The sequence below is a fragment of the Xanthomonas sp. WHRI 7945 genome (assembly GCF_035026585.1).
The window spans coordinates 35,776-59,557 of record NZ_JAYIQP010000007.1; the positions used below are offsets into that span (position 1 = coordinate 35,776).

General features: G+C 69.4%; 19 protein-coding genes. 8 read left to right on the forward strand and 11 right to left on the reverse strand.

The window, feature by feature from the left end:
- Positions 1–19 precede the first annotated feature (19 nt).
- Positions 20–763 (reverse strand): SDR family oxidoreductase, encoded by a 744-nt coding sequence (locus VDQ83_RS07635; RefSeq protein ID WP_455434443.1) that lies wholly within the window; start codon positions 761–763, stop codon positions 20–22.
- Positions 764–863: 100 nt separating this feature from the next.
- Between VDQ83_RS07635 and VDQ83_RS07640 the strand changes: the two genes are divergently transcribed.
- Positions 864–1,754, forward strand: coding sequence for an AraC family transcriptional regulator (locus VDQ83_RS07640; RefSeq protein WP_455434444.1), 891 nt, complete (start codon positions 864–866; stop codon positions 1,752–1,754).
- Positions 1,755–1,990: 236 nt separating this feature from the next.
- Here the strand turns inward: VDQ83_RS07640 and accC are convergent, their stop codons facing one another.
- The 4 genes from accC to VDQ83_RS07660 form a co-directional block, all read right to left on the reverse strand.
- Positions 1,991–3,358: an acetyl-CoA carboxylase biotin carboxylase subunit gene (gene accC, locus VDQ83_RS07645; protein WP_263396948.1), complete on the reverse strand. Its 1,368-nt coding sequence runs from the start codon at positions 3,356–3,358 to the stop codon at positions 1,991–1,993.
- A 144-nt stretch (positions 3,359–3,502) separates the two neighbouring features.
- Positions 3,503–3,982 (reverse strand): acetyl-CoA carboxylase biotin carboxyl carrier protein, encoded by a 480-nt coding sequence (accB, locus tag VDQ83_RS07650; RefSeq protein WP_263396949.1) that lies wholly within the window; start codon positions 3,980–3,982, stop codon positions 3,503–3,505.
- Between the two features lie 93 nt (positions 3,983–4,075).
- On the reverse strand, positions 4,076–4,522 hold the full coding sequence (gene aroQ, locus VDQ83_RS07655) for a type II 3-dehydroquinate dehydratase (protein ID WP_455434549.1): 447 nt from the start codon (positions 4,520–4,522) through the stop codon (positions 4,076–4,078).
- Between the two features lie 305 nt (positions 4,523–4,827).
- On the reverse strand, positions 4,828–5,151 hold the full coding sequence (locus VDQ83_RS07660) for a winged helix-turn-helix transcriptional regulator (protein ID WP_309918618.1): 324 nt from the start codon (positions 5,149–5,151) through the stop codon (positions 4,828–4,830).
- Between the two features lie 145 nt (positions 5,152–5,296).
- Between VDQ83_RS07660 and gstA the strand changes: the two genes are divergently transcribed.
- Together gstA and VDQ83_RS07670 are read left to right on the forward strand one after the other, a co-directional pair.
- Positions 5,297–5,926: a glutathione transferase GstA gene (gene gstA / locus VDQ83_RS07665; RefSeq protein ID WP_455434445.1), complete on the forward strand. Its 630-nt coding sequence runs from the start codon at positions 5,297–5,299 to the stop codon at positions 5,924–5,926.
- 267 nt (positions 5,927–6,193) lie between these two features.
- Complete coding sequence (locus VDQ83_RS07670; protein WP_455434446.1) at positions 6,194–7,597, forward strand: FAD/NAD(P)-binding protein; 1,404 nt, start codon at positions 6,194–6,196, stop codon at positions 7,595–7,597.
- Positions 7,598–8,032: 435 nt separating this feature from the next.
- On the opposite strand, the gene VDQ83_RS07675 is transcribed toward VDQ83_RS07670, so the two are convergent.
- The 5 genes from VDQ83_RS07675 to VDQ83_RS07695 form a co-directional block, all read right to left on the reverse strand.
- Positions 8,033–8,560 carry a hypothetical protein gene (locus VDQ83_RS07675; protein WP_455434447.1) on the reverse strand — a complete coding sequence of 176 codons (528 nt, stop codon included), beginning with the start codon at positions 8,558–8,560 and terminating at the stop codon, positions 8,033–8,035.
- 493 nt (positions 8,561–9,053) lie between these two features.
- A complete protein-coding gene (locus VDQ83_RS07680) occupies positions 9,054–9,632 on the reverse strand; it encodes a TlpA disulfide reductase family protein (RefSeq protein WP_455434448.1) in 579 nt (192 codons plus the stop codon).
- Positions 9,629–11,920 (reverse strand): protein-disulfide reductase DsbD family protein, encoded by a 2,292-nt coding sequence (locus tag VDQ83_RS07685; RefSeq protein WP_455434449.1) that lies wholly within the window; start codon positions 11,918–11,920, stop codon positions 9,629–9,631. The genes VDQ83_RS07680 and VDQ83_RS07685 overlap by 4 nt, the downstream gene beginning before the upstream one ends.
- Positions 11,921–11,924: 4 nt before the next feature.
- Positions 11,925–12,257, reverse strand: coding sequence for a divalent-cation tolerance protein CutA (gene cutA / locus VDQ83_RS07690; RefSeq protein WP_263396957.1), 333 nt, complete (start codon positions 12,255–12,257; stop codon positions 11,925–11,927).
- Positions 12,258–12,703: 446 nt separating this feature from the next.
- Positions 12,704–14,470 carry an endonuclease gene (locus tag VDQ83_RS07695; RefSeq protein WP_455434450.1) on the reverse strand — a complete coding sequence of 589 codons (1,767 nt, stop codon included), beginning with the start codon at positions 14,468–14,470 and terminating at the stop codon, positions 12,704–12,706.
- 273 nt (positions 14,471–14,743) lie between these two features.
- Between VDQ83_RS07695 and VDQ83_RS07700 the strand changes: the two genes are divergently transcribed.
- The 4 genes from VDQ83_RS07700 (at position 14,744) to VDQ83_RS07715 (ending at position 19,245) form a co-directional block, all read left to right on the forward strand.
- The gene (locus VDQ83_RS07700) at positions 14,744–15,031 is read left to right on the forward strand and encodes a co-chaperone GroES (protein WP_263111158.1); all 288 of its coding nucleotides are present in this window, start codon (positions 14,744–14,746) and stop codon (positions 15,029–15,031) included.
- 137 nt (positions 15,032–15,168) lie between these two features.
- Positions 15,169–16,815: a chaperonin GroEL gene (gene groL, locus VDQ83_RS07705; RefSeq protein ID WP_263396959.1), complete on the forward strand. Its 1,647-nt coding sequence runs from the start codon at positions 15,169–15,171 to the stop codon at positions 16,813–16,815.
- Between the two features lie 459 nt (positions 16,816–17,274).
- On the forward strand, positions 17,275–18,348 hold the full coding sequence (locus VDQ83_RS07710) for a 3-deoxy-7-phosphoheptulonate synthase (RefSeq protein WP_455434451.1): 1,074 nt from the start codon (positions 17,275–17,277) through the stop codon (positions 18,346–18,348).
- A gap of 612 nt (positions 18,349–18,960) precedes the next feature.
- A complete protein-coding gene (locus VDQ83_RS07715) occupies positions 18,961–19,245 on the forward strand; it encodes a GIY-YIG nuclease family protein (protein WP_455434452.1) in 285 nt (94 codons plus the stop codon).
- Between the two features lie 235 nt (positions 19,246–19,480).
- Here the strand turns inward: VDQ83_RS07715 and VDQ83_RS07720 are convergent, their stop codons facing one another.
- Positions 19,481–21,001: an acetyl-CoA hydrolase/transferase family protein gene (locus VDQ83_RS07720; RefSeq protein ID WP_455434453.1), complete on the reverse strand. Its 1,521-nt coding sequence runs from the start codon at positions 20,999–21,001 to the stop codon at positions 19,481–19,483.
- Between the two features lie 154 nt (positions 21,002–21,155).
- Between VDQ83_RS07720 and VDQ83_RS07725 the strand changes: the two genes are divergently transcribed.
- Positions 21,156–23,348: a hypothetical protein gene (locus VDQ83_RS07725; RefSeq protein WP_455434454.1), complete on the forward strand. Its 2,193-nt coding sequence runs from the start codon at positions 21,156–21,158 to the stop codon at positions 23,346–23,348.
- Positions 23,349–23,782: the final 434 nt, after the last annotated feature.

Here is a 23,782-nt window from a genome sequence, read left to right on the forward strand (position 1 = left end):
GCGGCGCCGCGCGGTACAGCTAGCGCTGTTCGGACAGCGCCACGGCATCGGCGCCGGCCGGGAAATGCAGTCGCTCGGAAGCGTCGTTGGCCGCGTGCCAGATCGCCTGGGCGACATCGCTCGCCGTGGTCACCGCCGCCGGTTGGCCCAGGCGCGAGAACACTTCGTGGGCAAACGGCGCGTAGGCGTCCGGGATCAGGCCCTGCATGCGCTGCTGCCCGTTGGCGGTGAACTGGGTGGACGGGCCGTAGCCGGGCTCCACCAGCTTGACCCGCACGCCGAACGCCTGCAGTTCGTGGCGCAGCGACGCGGTGAAGCCCTGCACCGCGGTCTTGCTCGCGGTGTACGCGGCCACCAGCGGGAACGGCGCGAGCGTGGCGCTGGAGGTCACGTTGACGATGACGCCCGCGCCGCGCTCGCGGAACCGGGGAATCGCGGCCTGGCACATCGCCATGACGCCGAAGGTATTGGTCTCGAACACCTCGCGCACGGTCGCCATCGGCGTGGCCTCGAACGCGCCGAACAGCCCGATGCCGGCATTGTTGACGAGCGCGTCGATGGGGCCGGCCGCCTGCAGCGCCCGCGCGATGCTGTCGGGCTGGGTCACGTCCAGCGCCAGCATGCGCAGCTCGGGCGCGGCCGGCAGCAGCGCCGGTTGCGGCTGGCGCATGGTGGCCACGACGTTCCAGCCTTGGGCCAGGAAGTGGCGCGCGGTTTCCAGGCCGTAGCCGGAGGAGCAGCCAGTGATCAGGACGGTCTTCATTTCGTTCTCCAGGAGTGAGTGGACTCGGGAAGAAACGATAGGCCTGCCGCCTCGGATGATCGATAATGCGGAATCCGTTTTGTTTTAGCGAAAGTCCGAAATGCACGATCCGCTTTCCGAGCTCGTCCGTCTGCTCCACCCCCGCGCGGTGTTCGCCAACCTCATCAGCGGCAAGGGCAACTGGGCGGTGCGCTATGCCGAGTACGGGCAGCCGGGGTTCTGCATCGTCCTGGAAGGCAGCGCCGTGCTGGCGGTGGACGGGCATGCGCCGGTCACGATCGGCGCCGGCGATTTCGTGCTGCTGCCGACCACGCCGGCGTTCACGCTCTCCAGCCTGGTGCCGGCGCCGCCGGTGTTCATCGATCCGAAGATCGTTCCCGGCGGGCAGGGCGAACGGCGCCATGGCGATCCGGACGGCGCGCCGGACATGCGCTCGTTGGGCGGCGCGTTCGAGTTCGACGGCGCCCATGCCGGGCTGCTGGTCTCGCTGCTGCCGGCGGTGGTCCATGTGCGGGGCGCGGGCCGCCTGATGCAGCTGGTGCAGATGGTGGGTGAGGAATACCAGGACCGGAAGCCGGGCAACGACTACATGCTGTCGCGGCTGGTCGAGATGCTGCTGGTCGAGGCCATGCGCTGGACGACGGCCGGCAGTGCGCCGCCGGGCCTGCTGCGCGGCCTGGGCGACGAACGGCTGGCGCTGGCGCTCACGCGGATCCACGCCCGCATCGACCACGCCTGGACGGTGGGCGAGCTGGCGCGCGCGGCGGCGCTGTCGCGCTCGACGTTCTTCGAGCGGTTCACCCGCACCGTCGGCGTGCCGCCGATGGAGTACGTGCTGGCCTGGCGCATGCAGGTGGCCAAGGACCTGCTGCGACGCGGATCGAACGTGTCCGAGGTGGCGCAACGCGTCGGCTATGGCTCGACCAGCAGCTTCAGCGTCGCCTTCAGCCGCCACGTGGGCGAAGCGCCTAGCCAATACGCCAAGCGCTGACGCAAAACGCGGCGGCGATGCCGATGGCAGTGTTTTGCAACGCCATCTGCGAGCAATCCGAAGTAGCCGGATGCGATCGCCAATCTGCCGCGCAACGCGCATCCGGCGAAGGCTTGCCCAAGGCGCGTCCTGGCAGCGACTAGAACCGGTCGCCTGCCATCACCAGGAATGGATCAGGACCCGGGTCCGCATTTGCGAATCCCGAATCCGAAATCCCAAATCCCAAATCCCGGCTCTCAAACCAACGCGATCGACTTGTTCTTGCGCTCTGCCAGCCGCTTTTCCAGGTAGTGGATGTTCTGCCCGCCGGCCTGGAAGCCCTTGTCGCGCATGATCCGCTGCTGCAGCGGGATGTTGGTCTTGATCCCGTCCACCACCATCTCGCTCAGCGCCACGCGCATGCGCGCGATCGCGGTGTCACGGTCGGGGCCGTGCACGATCAGCTTGCCGATCATCGAGTCGTAGTTCGGCGGCACCTTGTAGCCGCTGTAGATGTGCGTGTCCACGCGCACGCCGGGGCCGCCGGGCGGGTGGAAGCCGGTGATCAGGCCCGGGTTGGGCATGAACGTCTCCGGGTCCTCGGCATTGATGCGGCACTCGATCGCATGGCCGCGCAGCACGATGTCGCTCTGCTTGATGCTCAGCTTCTGCCCGGCGGCGATGCGCAACTGCTCGCAGACCAGGTCGATGCCGGTGATGCGCTCGGTGACCGGGTGCTCGACCTGGATGCGCGTGTTCATTTCGATGAAGTAGAAGCTGCCGTTCTCGAACAGGAACTCGAAGGTGCCGGCGCCGCGATAGCCGATGCGCACGCAGGCGTCCACGCAGACCTTGCCGATCTCGTTGCGCAGCGCTTCGCTGATGCCCGGCGCCGGCGCTTCCTCCACCACCTTCTGGTGGCGGCGCTGCATCGAGCAGTCGCGCTCGCCCAGGTGGATGGCGTTGCCCTGGCCGTCGGCCAGCACCTGGATCTCCACGTGGCGCGGATTCTCCAGGAACTTCTCCATGTACACCTGGTCGTTGCTGAAAGCGGCCTTGGCCTCGGACTTGGTGGTCTCGATCGCCGCCTTCAGCGCCGCCTCCGAATGCACCACGCGCATGCCGCGGCCGCCGCCGCCGCCGGCCGCCTTGATGATCACCGGGTAGCCGATCTCGCGCGCGACCTTGGTGTTGGCGACGATGTCGTCGCCCAGTGGGCCGCCCGAGCCGGGCACGCACGGCACGCCGGCGGCCTTCATCGCGCGGATCGCCTCAACCTTGTCGCCCATCAGGCGGATGGTGTCGGCCTTGGGCCCGATGAAGATGAAGCCGGACTGCTCCACGCGCTCGGCGAAGTCGGCGTTTTCCGACAGGAAGCCGTAGCCGGGATGGATGGCCTGCGCGTCGGTGACCTCGGCCGCGGCGATCAGCGCCGGGATGTTGAGGTAGCTCTCGGCCGAGGACGCCGGGCCGATGCACACCGACTCGTCGGCCATCGCCACGTGCTTGAGGTTGCGGTCGACGGTGGAGTGCACCGCGACCGTGCGGATGCCGAGCGTATGGCACGCGCGCAGGATGCGCAGCGCGATTTCGCCGCGATTGGCGATGACGACTTTATCTAGCATTAGATGGGATTCCGAACGCGGGGTTGTCTCTTCGGGACCGGGGACCGGGGACCAGGGACCGGAAAGAGCAGGAGCCAAGCGCGGCGCGCTTTTTTGGCTTTTGCCTTTCCCGGTCCCCGGTCCCTGGTCCCCGGTCCCGGCGGCTCAGCCAATCACGAACAACGGCTGATCGAACTCCACCGGCACGCCGCTCTCGCTGAGGATCGCGACGATGGTGCCGGAGACGTCGGCTTCGATCGGGTTGAACATCTTCATCGCCTCGATGATCGCCAGGGTCTCGCCGGCCTTGACCGCCTGGCCGACGCTGACGAACGCGGGCTTATCCGGCGACGGCGAGGTGTAGAAGGTGCCGACCATCGGCGCGCGCAGCACGTGGCCCTCGGGCAGGGCGTTGCCGGGCTTGGCGGTGCCGCCGGTGGAGGCCTCGGTGGGCGAGCTCATCGGCATCGGCGCGGCCGCCGGCGGCGCGGCGGGGGCCGGCGCGGCGTACTGCGGGGCGCTGGCCATCATGCCCGTGGGCGTGCGCGCCAGGCGCACGCTTTCCTCGCCTTCCTTGATCTCGATCTCGGCGAGATTGGATTCTTCCAGCAGGTCGATCAGCTTCTTGATTTTACGGAGATCCATAACGGCCTCTTGAGGTGAATCGGGGAAAGACCGGGCACGCGGCCCGGCGAACTCGAAAAGAAGGGGCGCCGCGCGCTGCAGGCGGGGTGCAGCTCATGCGCTGGTCCCCAGCCGGGCCAGCGCCGCGTCCATCGCATAGCGGTAGCTGTCGGCGCCGAAGCCGCAGATCACGCCGACCGCGTGGTCGCTGAAATAGCTGTGGTGGCGGAACGGCTCGCGGCTGTGCGGGTTGGACAGGTGGATCTCGATGAACGGGAGCGCCACCGCCGCCAGCGCGTCGCGCAGCGCCACCGAGGTGTGGGTGAACGCGGCCGGGTTGATCAGGATGAAGGCGGTGCCGTCGCCGCGCGCGGCCTGCACCCGCTCCACCAGCACGTGCTCGGCGTTGGACTGCAGGCTGTCGAGCTGGTGCCCGGCGGCCGTGGCCTGCGCGAGCAGCGCCGCATCGATCTGCGCCAGTGTCGCGTGCCCATAGACCCCCGGCTCGCGGGTGCCGAGCAGGTTGAGGTTGGGGCCGTGCAGCAGCAGCAGTCGCGCCATGGAAGACAAAGCAGCGGAAAGGGCGGCAGTCTGCGCGAAGCCGGCATTACTGTCCAGTTCGGCGAAGTTGCGCATGTTTTAAACGGATGTTTGGTTCTGCGACGGCTTGGGGCGCAAGCGATGGATCATCCCTGCCGCCCGCGCCATCCTGTCCCAGCGCAGCGGCCGAACCGGCGGGGGATGGAGGACGATGTGCCGCTCCAGGTCGCGGGAAGGTGAAGCGCGATGCTGCGTGGCACCGCGCATTTCCGCCACCAGCGCTGGCGCCCGATCCCGCACCAGCCGCCAGCCCCGCGCCGCGCCGCTCAGCCGGCAGCCCGCGCCTTGAGCCACAGCCCGAATTCCTTCATCACCGCCACCACGGGCTCCAGGCGGCGACCGTCCTCGGTCAGCGCGTACTCGACCTTGACCGGCACGGTCGGATACACGGTGCGCTGGACCAGGCCCGCTTCTTCCAGGGCTCTCAGGTCCAGGGTCAGCATCCGTTGCGAGATCGCCGGAATGTCGCGCCGCAGGACGTTGAACCGCTTGGGCCCGTCCAGCAGGTACGACACCAGCAACAGCCGCCATCGTCCGCCCAGCAGGCGCATGGCCTCTTCCACGGAGCAGCCGGAAACGTTGTCTTTCATCGCGGGCTCCTCGGGACTCGGCGCCAGGTATAAATTATGTACCTATACAACACTATAGTGCCTTCTTCCTTTTTTATACCCGGTTCCTAGAATGCAGCGGCCGCTCCGCCGAGACCGGCAGTCCCGCCTGTTTCTGGAGATCGCAATGAAGCTGTACTACATCCCGGCCGCCTGCTCGCTCGCGGCGCATATCGTGCTGCACGAGCTCGGCCTCGCCGCGACCCTGGTGAAGGTCGACCACAGGACGCACCTGGCCGAGGACGGAGCGGATTTCCATCGGGTCAATGCACTGGGCTACGTGCCGGCGCTCGAACTCGACGACGGCAGCGTGCTGCGTGAAGGCCCCGCCATCGTCCAGTACCTGGGCGACCGCAAGCCGGAACTGGGCCTGGTGCCGCGCGATGGCAGCATGGAGCGCTATCGCCTCCAGGAGTGGCTGAACTTCCTGAGCACCGAGATCCACAAGGGCTTCATTCCCCTGCTGTATGCGCGGCTCGCCGGCCAGTACGTGGACACCGCGCGGCCGAAGCTGGAGCAGCGCTTCGCCTGGATCGACGCGCAGCTGGCCGATCGCCGGTTCCTGATGGGAGACGCCTTCACTGTCGCCGACGCCTATCTGTACGCGCTGGCCGGCTGGGGGCAGGCGTCCTGGCTGACGTCGCACTACAAGGCCGACATCCACTTCGACGGCTTGCAGCATCTGGAAGCGTGGTACCGGCGCGTGCATGCGCGGCCTTCGGTGCAGCAGGCGCTGGGCGAAGAAGGGCTTCAGTAGGTCGACGTCGCGCCTGCGTGTGCGTCCTTGGCGTGTCGTGGGCAACGCGGGAAACGATCGCTTCGTACGGGCAATCGGGCATTTCCACGGCCACGCGCCGAGCGCGTGGACGCCGTCGCCAAGGCCTGCCGGACGCGGCTCATGTAGCAGGCGCATGTGCTGATGCCCGATCGGCATGCGCCGCAACGCGCGCATTAACCGGCGATTTACACCTACGGCCGGCATCCCGGGCACAAAGGACGCCCCGACCGGCCAAGAGTGCGAGCCATGCGAATTGCGATCATCGGCGCAGGATTCTGCGGCAACGTGCTGGCCGCAGAGCTGGCCCGCCAGGGAGCGGCCAGCCGCATCACCCTGGTCGGCGTGGCCGACACCTTCGGCCGCGGCATCGCCTACGGCGCGGCACGCCCGGAACATCTATTGAACGTGCGCGCCAAGGACCTGGGCGTGGACCCGCAGGATCCGGGCGGGTTCGCCGACGCCTTGCAGCTCGATGCCGCGCAGCGCCTGGAATTCCTGCCGCGGCTGCGCTACGGCCGCTACCTGGAGCAGCACCTGGACGCGGCGCTGGCCGCGTCGGCCGTCGAGGTGGCGCGGGTGACCGAGGAGGCGGTGGCGGTGGAGCGCGATCCGGACGGCTTCCGCATCTTCCTGGCCAACGGCGAGGACGTGGTCAGCGACGTGGTGGTGCTGGCGATCGGCGCACTGCCGCCGGCGGCGCTGCCGGGCATCGGCCCGCGCCTGGCGGTGCACCGGCGCTATATCGGCTGGCCGTGGCAGGACGGGGTGCTGGACGAGGTGTCGCCGCAGGCGCGGCTGTTGCTGGTCGGCACCGGCCTGACCATGGCCGATGTCGCGCTGACCCTGCGCCGCCGTGGCCATCGCGGCCCGATCACCGCGCTGTCGCGGCGCGGCCTGGCGCCGCAGGCGCACCTGGCGGTGCCGGGCGCGCCGGTGACGCTGCCGCCGAGCGTGGCGCAGGCGCTGCGCCACCACGATCTGGCCGGCCTGGTGCGCAGCCTGCGCCAGCTGACCACGGTGGTGGAAGACTGGCGCAGCGTGGTGGATGCGCTGCGCCCGCACCTGCAACCGTTCTGGCAGGGCCTGGCGCCGGCGGCGCGCGCGCGCTTCCTGCGCCACCTGCGCCCGTACTGGGAAGCGGCGCGGCATCGGCTGGCGCCCACCGCGGCCAGCGCGCTGGCGCAGTTGCAGCAGCAGGGCCAGTTGCGCATCCGCGCCGGGCGCCTGTTGCGCGCGCGGCTGGGCGAACACGCGGTGGAGGCGGTGATCCGCGATCGTGCCAGCAGCAGCGCGCGTACCGAAGACTTCGACGTGCTGATCCGCGCCACCGGGCTGGACACCGACGTCGCCCGCACCAGCCATCCGCTGGTCGCGTCGATGCGCGATGCCGGCCTGCTGCAGGCCGATCCGCTGGGCCTGGGGCTGGTCGTCGACGCGCGCCTGCAGGTGCGCGACGGCAGCGGCCATCCGGTCCCCGGCCTGTACTGCCTGGGGCCGCTGCTGCGCGGCGTGCTGTGGGAGATCACCGCGGTGCCGGAACTGCGCGCCGGCGCGCAGCGCCTGGCCGCGGAGCTGGCGGCGCTGGGGCAGGCGCGGGTTACAGGTGGCGGCGTCGGCGTCGGCGGCGAGGCGCAGCGGCAGGCGCTCTAGCCCAATCCCGATCCAGGCGACGATTCCCTGTAGGAGCGGCTTCAGCCGCGACCGGGTTTACTGGTAGTGCCTGTCGCGGCTGAAGCCGCTCCTACAGGTGGATTGCGGCCAGCGGACCGGGTGCGCTGCAGAAGAGACTTCAGCCCCGACCGCGACCAGGCCGGATCAAGCGTGATCGCGCCGGTCGTGGCGATGGTCGTTCAACCAAGAAGTCCGCCATCGCGCCCAGTGCTGCACTTCGCCCGGCGCGAACGGGCCGAGTTTCTGCTTGACCGTGCGGCCGTGGGTGTCGATCGGCGCGCTGTACGGCAGCAGGCCCTGGGTATCGCCCAGGCGCGCGCTGGCGTCGGCGAAGTTGCGGTTGTTTTTAAAACGGATGTTTCGTTATGGCGGGCGCTGCCGCGGCGCGAAACGCGCCTGGCGCCCGGCTCGCCCTCATCCGCCGGCGCCCGATTCGCGTCCCCGCGCCCGTCTGGCGAGCCACATGGCCGCCGGCCATGCGATGCGATGGGCCGCAGCGGAGATCCCCGCCACCACCAGGGCGATGATGCCTGGAAGCACCGAGCCGAACACGAACGTCATGCCGAGCACGAAACCGAAGCCGTACTCCGCGCGGTAGGCGGGCACCACGAGGCCCGAGGCCACTATCGCCAGAAACAGCGCCGACGCCGCTGGCTCGTTGCCGGCGACGAAGGCCGCCGACAGCGCCGCGCCCGCGGCGAGCGCCGCGACGAAGGCGGCCAGCGCGCGCGGCAGTGCCGAAGGGCTGGCGTGCGCCCTGCGGCCGACCGACCGTCCGGCCAGGGCGCCCAGCAGCGGAAGCACGATCAAGCCCCACCAGTTCGAGATCGCGGGCAGGTCGGCGCGGTCGAGCAAGTGGTGGCTCTTGACCCCGCCGTGCGTGTATTCCCAGCCCAGGTGCAGTGCGGTCGCCGCGAGGGCAAGTCCCAGCGCGACCGGCATCAGCCAACGACGATCCTGTTTCGGCATTCCCATCCCCAGTGTGAGCAGCCGTCTTGGCCAGGTTGAACCGCTGCGGCCGCGGGTGGCGCGGGCGGCCGCTTTGTTCGATTCGATGGTAGGCCGTGCTTGAACGCACACAACGTGCTGGGCGGCATCGTGACTTCCAGCCCTTGGTCGCGGATTTCGCCCCCGACCCTCACCCCAGCCCCTCTCGGGCGAGAGGCTTGTTGCTTGCCCATTGCTTGCCATGCGCCGCAGCGAGGGATCCCGCTCCGGCTCGGTCAGCCGTTCGGCGACCGCCAAGCCAGCGCGGTGCGCCGCGCGCCCGGTGTGGCGAGCAAGCCTGGCTTCGCGAGCAGGATGGGCTTGGAGCGGCCGCGTTGACCACGCCGCCGCGAAGATTCAGCAGTCGGTGTCGGATGCCGCGCCGTCTGCGCAAGCACACGCGCGACGGCACATGCGCAGGACGCAGCATCGTTCCGGAAGATCGCGCCTACGGCAGTCGCGCCCAGCGCTTCGCTTCGCCCGGCGCGAACGGCCCCAGTTTCTGCCGCACGATGCGGCCGTCGGCGCCGATCAGCACGCTGTAGGGCAGCAGGCCCTGGGTATCGCCCAGGCGCACGCTGGCATCGGCGGGGCCGGGCGTTTCCAGCGCGATCGGGTAGGCGATCGGCACCCGTTGCAGGAAGGCGCGCACGTCCTCGGGGCGGTCCAGGGCGATACCGAGCACCTGCAGGCCGTCGGCCGGCTGCGCCTGCGCCAGGCGGTCGAGCTCGGGCATCTCGCGCACGCACGGCTCGCACCAGCTGGCCCAGACGTTGACCAGCAGCGGGCGACCGCGGAACCGTTCCAGGGTCAGGCTGCCGCCGTCGAGCGTGGGCAGGCGCAGCGCCGGCGCCATGTCGCCGGGGCGGGCCGCGGCCACGCCTGCGGGTGCGGCGGGACCGGTGGTCGCCGTGCCGGTGGCCGGCGCCTGGGCCGTCGGCACGCGCCACCACAGCTGCGCGGCGGCCACGCCCAGCACCGCCGCCACCGCGGCGACCGCAAGCAGCCGCGGCGGCGTGGCCTTCATCGCGCCGCGCGCAGCAGGGCGTCCTCGACCACCGCCTGGCTCAGCACCGGCGGCAGCACGGTCGGCGGCGCGCCCGGGCCGTAGACCACGTACAGCGGCACGCCGACCGCCTTGTGCTCGGCGAGGAAGGCGCTGATGCGCTGGTCCTCGTTGGTCCAGTCGCCTTTCATGTACACCGCGTCGACGCGCTTGAGCGTGTCGCGGAAGGCGTCGCCGCTGAACACGTTGCGCTCGTTGGCCTTGCAGGTCACGCACCAGTCGGCGGTCATGTTGACGAACACCACGCGGTTGTCGGTGCGCAGCCGGTCCAGCATCTCCGGCGAGTAGGCCACCGTGTTGCGCTCCACCGTAGCGCCGGGCGCCGGCAGCCGGGTCACGCCCCAGGCCGGCACCAGCGCTAGCAGCAGCAACACGCTGGCCAGGCGCATGCCCGCCTTGTGTCCGCGCCAGCGCGCGCGCTCGAACCACCACAGGCCCAGCGCCAGCAGCGTGGCGCCGACCAGCAGCAGCGCCACCGCATCCACGCCGCGCTGCTTGCCCAGCACCCACAGCAGCCAGATCGCGGTCAGGTACATCGGGAACGCCAGCACCTGCTTGAGCGTTTCCATCCACGCGCCGGGCTTGGGCAGGCGCCTGGCCAGCGAGGGCACGAAGCCGATCAGCAGGAACGGCAGCGCCAGCCCCAGGCCCAGGGTCAGGAACACCAGCATCGCCATCGCCGGCGGCGCGGTCAGCGCATAGCCCAGCGCCGGGCCCATGAACGGGCCGATGCAGGCGCTGGACACCACGCAGGCCAGCACGCCGGTGAAGAAGTCGCCGACCGGGCCGCTGCGGGTGGACAGCGACTGGCCCAGGCCGCCGAGGTTGGCGCTCAGGGTGAACACGCCCGACAGGCTCAGGCCGACCACGAACATCAGGTACACCAGCACCGCGACGAAGCCCGGGCGCTGCAACTGGAAGCCCCACAGCAGGCGCGCGGCGACGGCGATGCCGCCGACCACGGCGAAGGACACCAGCACGCCCAGCGTGTACCACAGCGCATGGCTGCGCGCGCGGCTGCGGCTCTCGCCGCTCTGCGCCACGCCCAGCACCTTCAGCGACAGGATCGGCAGCACGCACGGCAGCAGGTTCAGCACCAGCCCGCCGCCCAGCGCCAGCAGCAGCATCCACAGCAGGTTCTGCGGCTCGGCCTGCGGCGCGGTGCTGCGCGCGGCGTTGTGCGCGGAGGCATCGGGCGGCGTCGCCGCGTCGGCCGCGGTCACCGGGGTCGCGGTGTCGGCGGCCGCGGCGCTGGCGTCGGCCTGGCTGCTGTTGAGCGGCGTCACCAGCAACGGCGCCACCTCGGCCTGGCCGTCGGGGCTGACCTTGCCCTTGGGCAGCGACAGCTTCACCCGCCGGGTCATCGGCGGATAGCAGATGCCCTCGCTCTGGCAGCCCTGGAAGGTGGCGACCAGGGTCGCCTCGGCCGCATCGGCGCGCTGGCGCTGCAGCGGCACGGTGACCTCGGCCTGGTCGAAATACACCACCACGTTGCCGAAATGCTCGTCCTTGTGCGAGCGGCCCTGCGGCCACTGCGGCATGCCGGTGCGGATGCCGGCGGCGCCTTCCAGCGCCAGCGCGGTGCGGTCGCGATACAGGTAGTAGCCCGGCGCCGGGGTGAAGCGCAGCAGCAGGGTATTGCCGTCGCCGACGATGGCCTCGAAGCCGAACGCCTGGTCCGACGGCAGCGGCAGCCCCTGCACGGCGCTGGCGCCGGCGCCGGCGCCGAACAGCGGCTTGGCGGCGGGGCCGGCGTTGCCCGGACCGCTGCCGGGCAGCGGCGAGGACGCGGCCGCGGCCGCACCGGTCTCCTCCGCCGGCAGCGCCACGCTGAGCAGGCGCTTCTGCGGCGGATAGCACACCCCGGCATCGGCGCAGCCCTGGTAGCGCACTTCCACCTGCAGCGTGTCCACGCCGCTGGCGGCGGCGCCGGTCTGCACCGCGCTCAGCTGGCCGCGGTAGGTTTCCACTTCGCCGAAGTAGGGGTCGGTCTTCTTGTGCCCGGCGGGCAGTTGCAGGGTCGGGTTGGCCTTGAAGCCGCTCTCCACCCGCACCGCGATCCGGTGCCGGTACAGGTAGTAGCCGTCGGCGATCTTCCAGTGCAGCGCGATGCGGCCGCGCTCCGGTGCCTGCGCGGTCAGCACGAAGGCCTGGTCGACCGGCAGCAGGTCCTTTTCGTTGATCGCCAGGGCGGGGAATGTGGCCAGGGCCAGCAGGCACAGGGCGGCGAGACGGTGCAGCAAGGTCATCGGCTTACGGTTCCTCACGGGTTTCGGCATGCACCCACTGCAGGTAGGCGGGCAGGCCGCCGGCGACCTCGAGCTCGATCAGTTCGGGGACGTCGTAGGGATGCAGTTCGCTCAGCCGCCGCTGCAACGCGGGGACGCGGTCGGCAGCGGTCTTGATCAGCAGCAGCACTTCCTCGGCCTGCTCCACGGCGTCCTGCCAGCGATAGGTCGACTGCACGCCGGGCAAGCGGCTCACGCACGCGGCCAACCGTTCCTCGACCAAGACCTGCGCGATGCGCGCGGCGCTGGCCGGATCGGGGCAGGTGCTGAACAGCAAACGGAGCGGGGGCGAAGACATGCGGCCGACAGTATAGGGACGCCGGCAGGGCTTTGCCGGCGCGTATGGCAGCGGGTCCGCGGACGGCGGCGGCCGGTTGCGATGGCGTGCGCGGAAGTCGGCGATGGCCGCCGCGCCGTGCCTGCGCCGGTACCGCCGCCAGAGGCGGACGTGTGCGGATGCCGTCGGCGGGCGGCGGTTCTAACCAGGCAAGCAGATTTCATGACGCCGGCGGCGATGCCGGCGTGTTCTGGTGCCGCGCGATTGCCGCAGTTGCGGCACGGCACGCAGCGTCGCGACGCCTCGTGCAGCCGTGGAGCCCGGTCGTGTGTGTGCCTGTCGTCCCAGGGGTGCAGAATGCAGGCGATGGCGGCGATGCACGCGCCGCGCGCAGGAGCGACCGGGGCGATGCCCAGGCCGCGCCGCCAACCCTGGCGCGCCGCGATCGGCGCGCGCCAGGGGATACGTCAGTTGAGCAACTGGCAGCTCGCCGGCTTGGCCGAGGTGAACAGCCCGGAGGTGGCCCACTCCGGATGGTCGATGAACGGGTTGCGGTTGCCCTGGAAGCTGTAGATCACTTCGTTGCGGGCGCGCTCGGCATCGTCCGGCGGATCCAGCTGGCTCCAGGTGATCAGCGTCGACAGCAGGCCCATGTAGGCCGGCGAGGCCGAGGTCTGCACGATCTTGCTGCGGTCGTCGGTCAGCTCCAGGTCCGGCTCGGACTGCCCGGTGCCGGCGTCGGTGCCGCCCTCGTAGCGGATCGCCATGTACATCACCGCGCGCGCCATGTCGCCCTTGCGGTGGTTCCAGACCTCGAAGCTGCCGCCATTGCCGTCCGGGGTGCGCACCCAGTTGGAATTGCCGGGGTAGCTGCCGCTGCCGCCGCCGAAACCGGCGTTGGCCTCGGTGATGCGCTCGCCGCAGTTGCTGTCGCAGTTCGCGTACGGCTTGTTGCCGCGGTCCGCGTTCCAGGTGGCGTCGGTCAGGTACAGCATGTGCGTGTCGGTGTACGGCGCGTAGGGCAGGCCCTTGTCGCCGCTGGCCGAGCCGAAGCCGAGCGAGTTCGGCCAGCTGTGCTCGCGGTTGTAGCGCAGGCCGCTGCCGCTGCCGGCGCGGTCGCTGACCTTGGCGTAGCTGCGGTTGCGGTAGGCGTCGAGGATGCGCCCGCTGTTGTTCGGGTCCTCGTCGGCGATCTCCAGGATGGTCCAGGTGCTGGTGCCGGAGCTGCTGCTGTACGGGTAGACGGTGTGGCCCTTGATCGTCTCGTGCAGCGAACAGCGCAACTGGCTGGCATTGGCGGTGTTGACCCGCGAGTAGTAGCCGGTGCTGCCGCCGCCACCGCTGGCGACGCTGAAGGCGATGCTGCCGTCCTGCGCCGGATGCGCGCCGCCGGCGTCGCTGACCCGCGCGGCGAGGATGCTCAGGCTGCAGCTTTCGCCGGCGGCCAGGGCGGTGTTGGTGGAGATCGCGAACTGGCTGCCGCTGTTCGGGTAGCTCAGCGCCACCGTGCCGGACTGGCTGCAGCTCAGCGCGAACGCGCCGCTGGCCAGGCTCACCGTCTCGCTGAAGGTCACCGCCAGGTCGCCGGCGGCGGGGAAGTTGCTGGCGCCCTGGGTGGGCGTGGTCGAGACCACCGACGGCGCGGTGTTGCTGCTGCCGCCGCTGAAGCTCTGGCCGCTGTTGCAGGCGCCGAAGCTGCTGGCCGAGCTGCCGGCCCAGGTGAAATTGGCGGCCGCGCTGCCGTTGCTGCCGCGCAGCTGCAGCGAGGTGCCGGCCGCGGTGCTGTTGCTCTCGCTGACCGGCAGGTTCTGGCTGGTCAGCCCCGATGCCGGGCCGCCGCCGCCGGTGATCGCGCCCTCGTAGCTGAGGAACTGCACCACCTGGCCGCTGCCGTCGACCAGCGCCACGCCGTCGTTGGCACCGTTCTGCACGCCGTTGCTGGCATAGCCGACGGTGGCGATGCGCACCTGTCCGCCGCAGCTGACCAGGCTGCCGGCCGGCACCGCGGTATTGGCGTACGCCACCGCGGCACCCGGATTGCTGCCGTTGTACAGGTAGACCTTGTAGCCGCTCAGGCTCTCGCCGGCGGTGGCGACGATCTCCACGCCCTCGCCGGTATCGCCGGCGGCGGTGGCATCGTCGTAGTGCAATTCGTTGATGAACACGGCGGCCTGGGCGGGGCCGACCAGGGCCAGCAGACAGGCGAGGGGTAGCGCAACGGCGGATGGCTTCATCGACAACTCCTTTTGGATGGTCCCCCCTGGGTCTGCGAGACTAGCCTGCCTCTGTGACAGCGTGCGGAATCCGGGTACCAGTTCCGCAGCCCGGGCGGGCGGCAGGGCGAAATTTTTTGCGGCCGGCCCTTGAAAGGGCGCCGACCAGCACCACATCAAGCGCATCCCGGCACACCGGGTTTTTTCGCGAGCGTTGCTGGCAGTCGTCACATGCGAGTGCTAACATCGCCAGCCTTTCCCAGACCAATCAATCACTTAAGAGGGTCTCTCTCAATGAGCATCAAGCCGCTTCACGACCGCGTCGTAGTCAAGCCGATCGAAGCCGACGAAATTTCCGCCGGTGGCATCGTGATCCCGGACTCGGCCAAGGAAAAGTCCACCAAGGGCGAGATCGTGGCCATCGGCAGCGGCAAGCCGCTGGACAACGGCAGCGTCCGCGCTCCGGCGGTCAAGGTCGGCGACAAGGTCATCTACGGCCAGTACGCCGGCTCCAGCTACAAGTCCGAAGGCGTCGAGTACAAGGTGCTGCGCGAAGACGACATCCTGGCGATCGTCGGCTAAAACGCCGCCGATCGCGGGATTCGGGAGTGGGGATTCGGGATTCGCGCTGCGCTCGCCGCGGCGCGGTCCCGGGTTTCCCCCGAATCCCGCTCTTGGCCAATCCCTAATCCCCAATCACGAATTCCGGAGTTACACACATGGCTGCCAAAGATATCCGTTTCGGTGAAGACGCTCGTTCGCGCATGGTGCGCGGCGTCAACATTCTCGCCAATGCCGTCAAGGCCACCCTGGGTCCGAAGGGCCGCAACGTCGTGCTCGAGAAGAGCTTCGGCGCCCCGACCATCACCAAGGACGGCGTCTCCGTCGCCAAGGAAATCGAGCTTGCCGACAAGTTCGAGAACATGGGCGCGCAGATGGTGAAGGAAGTCGCGTCCAAGACCTCCGACAACGCCGGCGACGGCACCACCACCGCCACCGTGCTGGCGCAGGCGCTGATCCGCGAAGGTTCCAAGGCGGTCGCCGCCGGCATGAACCCGATGGACCTCAAGCGCGGCATCGACAAGGCCGTCGTGGCCGCCGTGGCCGAGCTGAAGAAGATCAGCAAGCCCACCGCCGACGACAAGGCGATCGCCCAGGTCGGCACCATCTCGGCCAACTCCGACGAGTCGATCGGCAACATCATCGCCGACGCGATGAAGAAGGTCGGCAAGGAAGGCGTCATCACCGTTGAAGAAGGCTCGGGCCTGGACAACGAGCTGGACGTGGTCGAGGGCATGCAGTTCGACCGCGGCTACCTGTCGCCGTACTTCATCAACAACCAGCAGAGCCAGTCGGCCGACCTGGACGACCCGTTCATCCTGCTGCACGACAAGAAGATCTCCAACGTCCGTGACCTGCTGCCGGTGCTGGAAGGCGTCGCCAAGTCGGGCAAGCCGCTGCTGATCGTCGCCGAGGAAGTCGAAGGCGAAGCGCTGGCGACCCTGGTGGTCAACACCATCCGCGGCATCGTCAAGGTCGTGGCGGTCAAGGCGCCGGGCTTCGGCGACCGTCGCAAGGCGATGCTGGAAGACATGGCCGTGCTGACCGGCGGCACCGTGATCTCCGAGGAAGTGGGCCTGGCGCTGGAGAAGGCGACCATCAAGGACCTGGGCCGCGCCAAGAAGGTGCAGGTCTCCAAGGAGAACACCACCATCATCGACGGCGCCGGCGAAACCACCGGCATCGAGTCGCGCATCAAGCAGATCAAGGCGCAGATCGAAGAGACCTCTTCGGACTACGACCGCGAGAAGCTGCAGGAGCGCGTGGCCAAGCTGGCCGGCGGCGTGGCGGTGATCAAGGTCGGTGCCTCGACCGAGATCGAGATGAAGGAAAAGAAGGCGCGCGTCGAAGACGCCCTGCACGCGACCCGTGCGGCCGTGGAAGAAGGCGTGGTCCCGGGCGGCGGTGTGGCCCTGGTGCGCGCGCTGACCGCGATCGGCGAGCTGAAGGGCGCCAACGAAGATCAGACCCACGGCATCCAGATCGCGCTGCGCGCGATGGAAGCGCCGCTGCGCGAGATCGTCACCAACGCCGGCGAAGAGCCGTCGGTGATCCTGAACCGCGTCAAGGAAGGCACCGGTAACTTCGGTTACAACGCCGCCAACGGCGAGTTCGGCGACATGGTCGAGTTCGGCATCCTGGACCCGACCAAGGTGACCCGTTCGGCGCTGCAGAACGCCGCGTCGATCGCCGGCCTGATGATCACCACCGAAGCGATGGTGGCCGATGCGCCGAAGAAGGAAGAGCCGGCCGCCGGTGGCGGCATGGGCGGCGGCATGGGTGGCATGGGCGGCATGGATTTCTGATCCGCGCCGGCGCAAGCCGACCTGCAGTACGCAGTCGAAAGGAGCCCCGCAGCGATGCGGGGCTCTTTTTTTGTGCGCGGTGGGATGTGTTCGACTTGAGCCGGGACTCGGGACAGGGGACTCGGGACTCGGGACTCGGGACTCGGAAGAGCCGAGAGCCGGCCTGCGCGCGAGAACCTGCCCTGCGAGTCCCGAGTCCCGAGTCCCGAGTCCCGCCGCCACAGTTGCATCAGCAACTGTGGCACCCGCAAAAATCCTGTGCTATCAATGCATCCCATGAACGCCAACCGCAGCTTTTATTTTTGGTACTACGGTTTTCCGATGCCGCTGGCGGAGGAAGGAATGCGTTCACCCTGAAGGAAACTTCAGCCGCATCCCCGAAAGCCGCCAGCGAACCTGGCGGCTTTTTTCATGCCGCCGGACCTGGCTCCCCACCCAGACCCCCGACGAGAGATTCCCATGGCTCCCCACACCGACGATCTGCGCATCCGCAAGATCGAACCGCTGACCCCGCCCGCCCAGTTGCAGTCGCTGCTGCCCTGCGACGAAGAAGCCTCGCAGACCGTCGCCGCTTCGCGCGCGGCGCTGCACGAAATCCTGCACGGCCGCGACGACCGCCTGGCGGTGGTGATCGGCCCGTGCTCGATCCACGATCCGGTCGCGGCGATGGAGTACGCGCAGCGCCTGCGCCCGCTGCGCGACGCCTACGGCGATGCGCTGGAGATCGTGATGCGGGTGTACTTCGAGAAGCCGCGCACCACGGTCGGCTGGAAGGGCCTGATCAACGACCCCAACCTCGACGGCAGCTTCGACATCAACAAGGGGTTGCGCCTGGCGCGCGGCCTGCTGCGCGACATCAACCGCCTCGGCCTGCCGGCCGGCGTGGAATTCCTCGACATCATCTCGCCGCAGTACATCGCCGACCTGGTGGCCTGGGGCGCGATCGGCGCGCGCACCACCGAAAGCCAGGTGCACCGGGAAATGGCGTCGGGGCTGTCGTGCCCGGTCGGGTTCAAGAACGGCACCAGCGGCGACGTCAAGATCGCGGTCGATGCGGTCGGCGCGGCCTCGCATCCGCATCATTTCCTGGCGGTGACCAAGGACGGGCAGACCGCGGTCGCCGCGACCACCGGCAATCCCGACTGCCACGTGATCCTGCGCGGCGGCAAGCTGCCCAACTACGATGCGGCCAGCGTCGACGCCGCCGGCCAGGTGCTGGAGAAGGCCGGGCTGCCGGCGCGGCTGATGGTCGATGCGAGCCACGCCAACAGCGGCAAGAACCCGGACAACCAGCCGAAGGTGGTCGAGGACATCGCCACCCAGCTGGAGGCCGGACAGACCCGCATCGTCGGAGTGATGGTGGAAAGTCACTTGGTCGGCGGGCGCCAGGAACTGGTCGACGGCCAGCCGCTGGTCTACGGGCAGAGCATCACCGACGGTTGCATCGATTGGGGCAGTTCGGTGCAGGTGCTGGAGCGACTGGCGCAGGCGGTGCGCGCGCGGCGCCAGGCGCGGTTGTCGCAGGCGGCCTGAGCAAGGCGGCAAGACCACACGGCACGCGTGCCACTCTCACGCGTGCCGCTTTTCTGTAGGAGCGGCTTCAGCCGCGACGAGCGAAGGCGCGATCTCTCCACCTCCGGTGACAACAGGGGTGGAAGCTCTTCCACAGCGCGCGTAGCAGGGGGGCGCAGTCCTTGTAGGCGGCTTCAGCGCGACATGCCGGCGTCGCCAGCAAAGGCTGGGGGCGCGTCCGATGCGGCGCCAGACATGGGCCGTCGAAGCGCTGTTGATCCGGTGGCAAGTCACAGGCGACGCACGAGATGTCCGTTGCGTATCGCCTAAAAAAGACCCGGCCGTGCCGTCGAATCCAAAGGGAGAGAGCCTCGTCATCGACGGCATCCGGCCGGTGGTGAATTTATGCGCCTGCGCCGTGGCTGTGGTTTGCCGGCGTGTGCCAGGGACTGGCAAGGTGTTCGGGTTGCGTTAAAGCCGGTTTCGTGGCGGTTCAGCGCGGCGAGGCGATCGCGATGATCGGCATCGATGGGATGGGTTGGATCGGCAGAGACATGCCCAGAGGTCGAGCGCATAGGGCAATGCAACGCTGCAGACGGTGGCGCGAAGCGCGCGCTGGCCGATAATGCGCGCATGGCCGCCTCCACGCCCTGGTTCCTGTATCTGCTCGAATGCCGCAACGGCAGCTACTACGCGGGCATCACCGTCGACCTCGAGGCGCGCTTCCAGGCGCATCTGCGCGGCACCGGCGCCAAGTACACCCGCGCCAACCCGCCGCTGCGGCTGCTGGCCAGCCGCGCCTACCCGGACCGCGCCGCCGCCTCGCGCGCCGAATGGGTGCTCAAGCAACTGCCGCGCGCACGCAAACTGGCGTTCCTGCACGAGCCTGAGTTGGGTCTTTCGTCCATCGATTCATAGCGGAGGTTGTCGAGGTTCGGCCCCGGCAGCTCCCGAAGTCGGCGGATCTCTTCCTTCGTTCGTCGCGGCTGGAGCCGCTCCTACAGGGACTTGCGGCAAGCTTGCTGGGTGCACTGTAGGAGGGGCTTCAGCCCCGACAGTATCCTAGGCCGGCAAGCAGTGCCGCTTCGCTCGTCGCGGCCGAAGTTGCAAGAAGCGAGGAAGCCGCGACGGCGACCGTGCGCACCGCTTTCGATCAATCCGCCGCGTGCATGCTGCCGGTGTCCAGCCAGCGCTGGTGCCAGGACAGCGCCTCGGGCAGCAGGTGCGGGGTGTGCTTGCCGTAGCTGTCGTGCAGCGCGCGGTCGAAATAGTCTTGCAGCTGCGCGCGGTAGCTCGGGTCCACGCAGTGGTCGATCAGCTGGCGTGCGCGATGCCGCGGCGGCAGGCCGCGCAGATCGGCCAGGCCGTGTTCGGTGACGACGATGGAGACGTCGTGCTCGGTGTGGTCGACGTGGCTGACCATCGGCACGATCGCCGAGATGCTGCCCTGCTTTGCGGTGCTGGGGCTGAGGAAGATCGACAGGAAGCTGTTGCGGGCGAAGTCGCCGGAGCCGCCGATGCCGTTCATGATGCGGCTGCCCATCACGTGGGTGGAGTTGACGTTGCCGTACAGGTCGGCCTCGATCATGCCGTTCATCGCGATGCAGCCCAGCCGCCGCACCAGCTCCGGATGGTTGGAGATCTCCTGCGTGCGCAGGATGATGCGCTCGCGGTAGAAATCGATGTTGCGCTTGAACTCCTCGTTCGCCTCCGGGCTCAGCGCGAAGCCGGTGCACGAGGCGACCTTGAGCACGCCGCTGCGCAGCAGGTCGAGCATGCCGTCCTGGATCACCTCGGTGAAGGCGCTCAGGTCGCGGAAGCCGCTGCTGGCCAGCCCGGCCAGCACCGCATTGGGGATGTTGCCCACGCCCGACTGCAGCGGCAGCAGGTTGGCCGGCAGCCGGCCCTTGCCGACTTCGTGTTTGAGGAAGTCGATCAGGTGCGCGGCGATGCGCTCGCTGGTGGCGTCGGCCGCGGCGAACGGGCTGTTGCGGTCCGGGCCATGGGTGCGCACCACCGCCACGATCTTGTCCGGATCGCAGCGCAGCGACGGCTCGCCGATGCGGTCGTCGGCGTGCAGCAGCGGGATCGGCTTGCGCTGCGGCGGCAGCGCAGTGCCGTAGTACACGTCGTGCATGCCGTCGATGCCGGCCGGCTGCCAATCGTTGACCTCCACGATCACTTTCTTGGCTAGGTCCAGCCAGGTCTTGTTGTTGCCGATCGAGGTCGACGGGATCAGGCTGCCGTCCTCGCGGATGCCGGCCACTTCCACCACCGCGGTGTCGATCTCGCCGTAGAAGCCGAACCACACATGCTGGGCGACGTGGCTGAGGTGGATGTCGATGTAGTCCAGGGTGCCGGCGTTGATGCGCTGGCGCGCGTCCGGGTCGGTCTGGAACGGCATGCGCAGGGCGATGCCGTCGGCCTTGGCCAGCGCGCCGTCCAGTTCCGGCGCGGTGGAAGCGCCGGTCATCAACTGGATCTTGAACGCCTGGCCCTGCAGGTGCGCGGCCTCGATCCGCTGCGCCAGCGCGATCGGCACCGCCTTCGGGTAGCCGGAGCCGGTGAAGCCGCTCATCGCCACCGTCTCGCCAGGCTGGATCAGCGCGGCCGCGGCCTCGGCGGTGACGACGCGCTCGCGCAGGCGCGGGTGGAGGATGCGTTCGGCGGACATGGGCAACCGTGCGGAAAGAGAGGGAGCGCCGATTATCGCGGATCGCGCCGCGTCCGGGTTTGCGCCGATGGGGCACTGGCGGCGCGCGGCTTTCACGCGCCCGACGCCGTAGCGCAGCGATAGTGCCGCAGTGCCGCCCTTCGCCCGCCTCTCGTTGAACGCCGCCCTCGAACGCTACCGGCGCTGGCCGCGGCCGTGGCGCCTGCTGCTGCGTGGGCTGCTGGTCGCCTATCTGCTGTACCTGCTGCTGGGCAACGTGTTCCTCAACACGCCGCTGTTCGACATGGCGACCAACCGCAAGCCGGAAAAATTCCGCATGCAGACCGGCCCGGCGCTGACCGTGCTGCCGGGCTTCGTCACCGCCTGGAACGTGCGCATGCGCGGCCATGTGCAGCGCACCGTGTGGACCCTGCGCGCCGACCGCGCCAGCGCGCGCATCGCGTTGCTGCCGCTGCTGCACCGCGAAGTGCGGCTGCCGTGGCTGGAGGCGGTGAACGTGATCGGCGAGATCGACCGCGTCGCCGACACCATCCCGCCGCCGCCGCCCAGCGACCAGGGCTGGACGCTGCGCTTCGATGCGATCCACAGCGGCACGCTGCGTCGCGCGCGCTTCGGCGACCTGGCGATCGAGGGCAAGGGCCACGGCACCGTGGGCTTCCTCAAGCAGTTGCGCGGCGGGCCGTCGGAACTGTTCCCGTCGCAGATCGTGTTCGACGACGCCAGCGTGCGCTACGGCAAGCGCCAAGTCGCCGACCAGGCGCACGTGGACGCGCGCTTCTCGTTCCCGCGCCACTACCGGGCGCAGGCGCCGGGCCTGCGCAAGCTGGGCATCGCCGACGTGACGCTGCAAGTGCACGGACGCAGCGTGGCGCTGCGTATCGATACGGCCGGCGGCCAGACCCGGCTGAGTACCGAACCCGGACTCGGACACGTCGAAGCGAACCTGCGCATGCTGCGTGGCGAACTGCAGCCGGGCAGCAAACTCAACTGGCGGGTGCCGCTGCACGCCGGCGTCGGCGCCACCGACCGCGGCGTGCTGGCGCTGCTGCTCGACGTCGATCGCGACATCCGGCTGCGCGCGCGCCTGCCCGGCCAGGTCGACCCGCGCAGCATGATCGATGCCGACCTGCGCATCGCCGGGCGCAGCATTCCCTTCGCCGACCCGGCAGCGCTGCTGCCGCGGCTGTCCGGCACGCTGCAGGGGCGTTGGCATTTCGAATCGCTGAACTGGATCAGCGACCTGCTGGTGCGCAAGCCGTGGTTCCGGCTCGACGGCGGCGGCGACGTGTCCGCCGATCTGCGTCTGGCGCAGGGTGCGCTGCAGCCGGGCAGCCGCCTCGACGTGCCCGACGTGCAGGCGGTGGCCGACGTGCTGCAGGTACGGATTCGCGGCAAGGCGCAGGCCATCGGACGCATCGTCGGCAGCGCCGCGCAGCCGCGCACGCAGGTGAACGTGCGCATGCACACGTTCGCGTTGACGCCGGTGGCCGAGCCCAAGGCGATCTTCGTGCAGGGCGAGGATCTGCGCCTGGATCTGGACGGCGACGGCACGCTGGCGACGCTGAAGGAATCGCTGCAGGCACGCCTGCGTTTCGACGATGCGCGCGTGCCCGACCTGCGCGCTTACAACCGCTACCTGCCGGCATCGCAGGTACGCGTGCTCGGCGGCAACGGGTCGCTCAGCGGCGATTTGCATCTGGACGCCGCCGGGCAGGTCGGCGCAGGCAACGTGCGCCTGCGCGGCCGCCAGGCGCAGTTGCAGGCCGCCGGGCTGGCGCTGGTGGGCGACCTGGACCTGGACGCGCGCTTGCGGCGTGCGGAACTGCACGGCAAGCGCTTCGATCTGAGCGGCAGCACGCTGCGCCTGCAAGGCGTGCGCTACGGCGAGGCGGCGAAACAGCGCGACTGGTGGGCCACGCTGCGCGTGCCGCGCGGCCGCATCGTCGCCGAGCCGGCCAAGCAGGCCGATGCGCAAGTACAGATCCAGATGCGCGACGCCGGCCCGGTGCTGGCGGTGTTCGCGCAGCGCAGCGAGGCGCCGGCGTGGCTGCTCAAGCTGGCCGATGCCGGGCAGCTGGATGCGAGCGGCCAGCTGCGTTGGCGCAAGGACGCGCTGTGGCTTGATCGCCTGTCTGCGGAAAACCAGCGCGTGTCGCTGCGCGCGCGCCTGCGCGTCGGCGATGCCGGCACTCAGGGCGACCTGTATGCGCGCTGGGGCGTGCTGGGCGTCGGCGTGGCGCTGCGCGGCGAACAGCGGCAATGGCATCTGCTCAACGCGCGCGAGTGGTACGAGCGGCAGCCGGCGTGGTTGCCGGATAGCGCGCCGCCGCCCGCGTCGAAACCCTGATCGAGTCGCAAGGCGGCATCGGCTTCGCGCGTGGCTGCGGTCATGCAAGCTCGCAGCCGGATGCACGGTGCAGCGCCGCCGTCGCGATGCGGGCAGAGGGCTTGCGCATGGTGGGATGACAGCTTGAGGAGTCGGCTTGGAACGGCTGGGACTATCGTTCGCAGCAGGCGTAATCGACGAAGCGTGTCGCGATCGATGTCGACCACGCCCCGCACGGATCGCGACATGCGGGTGCGACAATTGCGCATTCGCCAAGGCAACGCGCGTACGGCGGGAACAGCCCTCGGCGCCTCCCGCAGCGCAGCAGAATGTACCGCCCGGTATCGTTTTGCAGTGCAGCGTGCAATGTGCAAACAAAGCGCCCAAGATCGCCCTGCATCCCGACGTGGGGGAGGGAGCAAGGCCCGCTGGCAGTTCGCTGCAAGCGGGCTTTT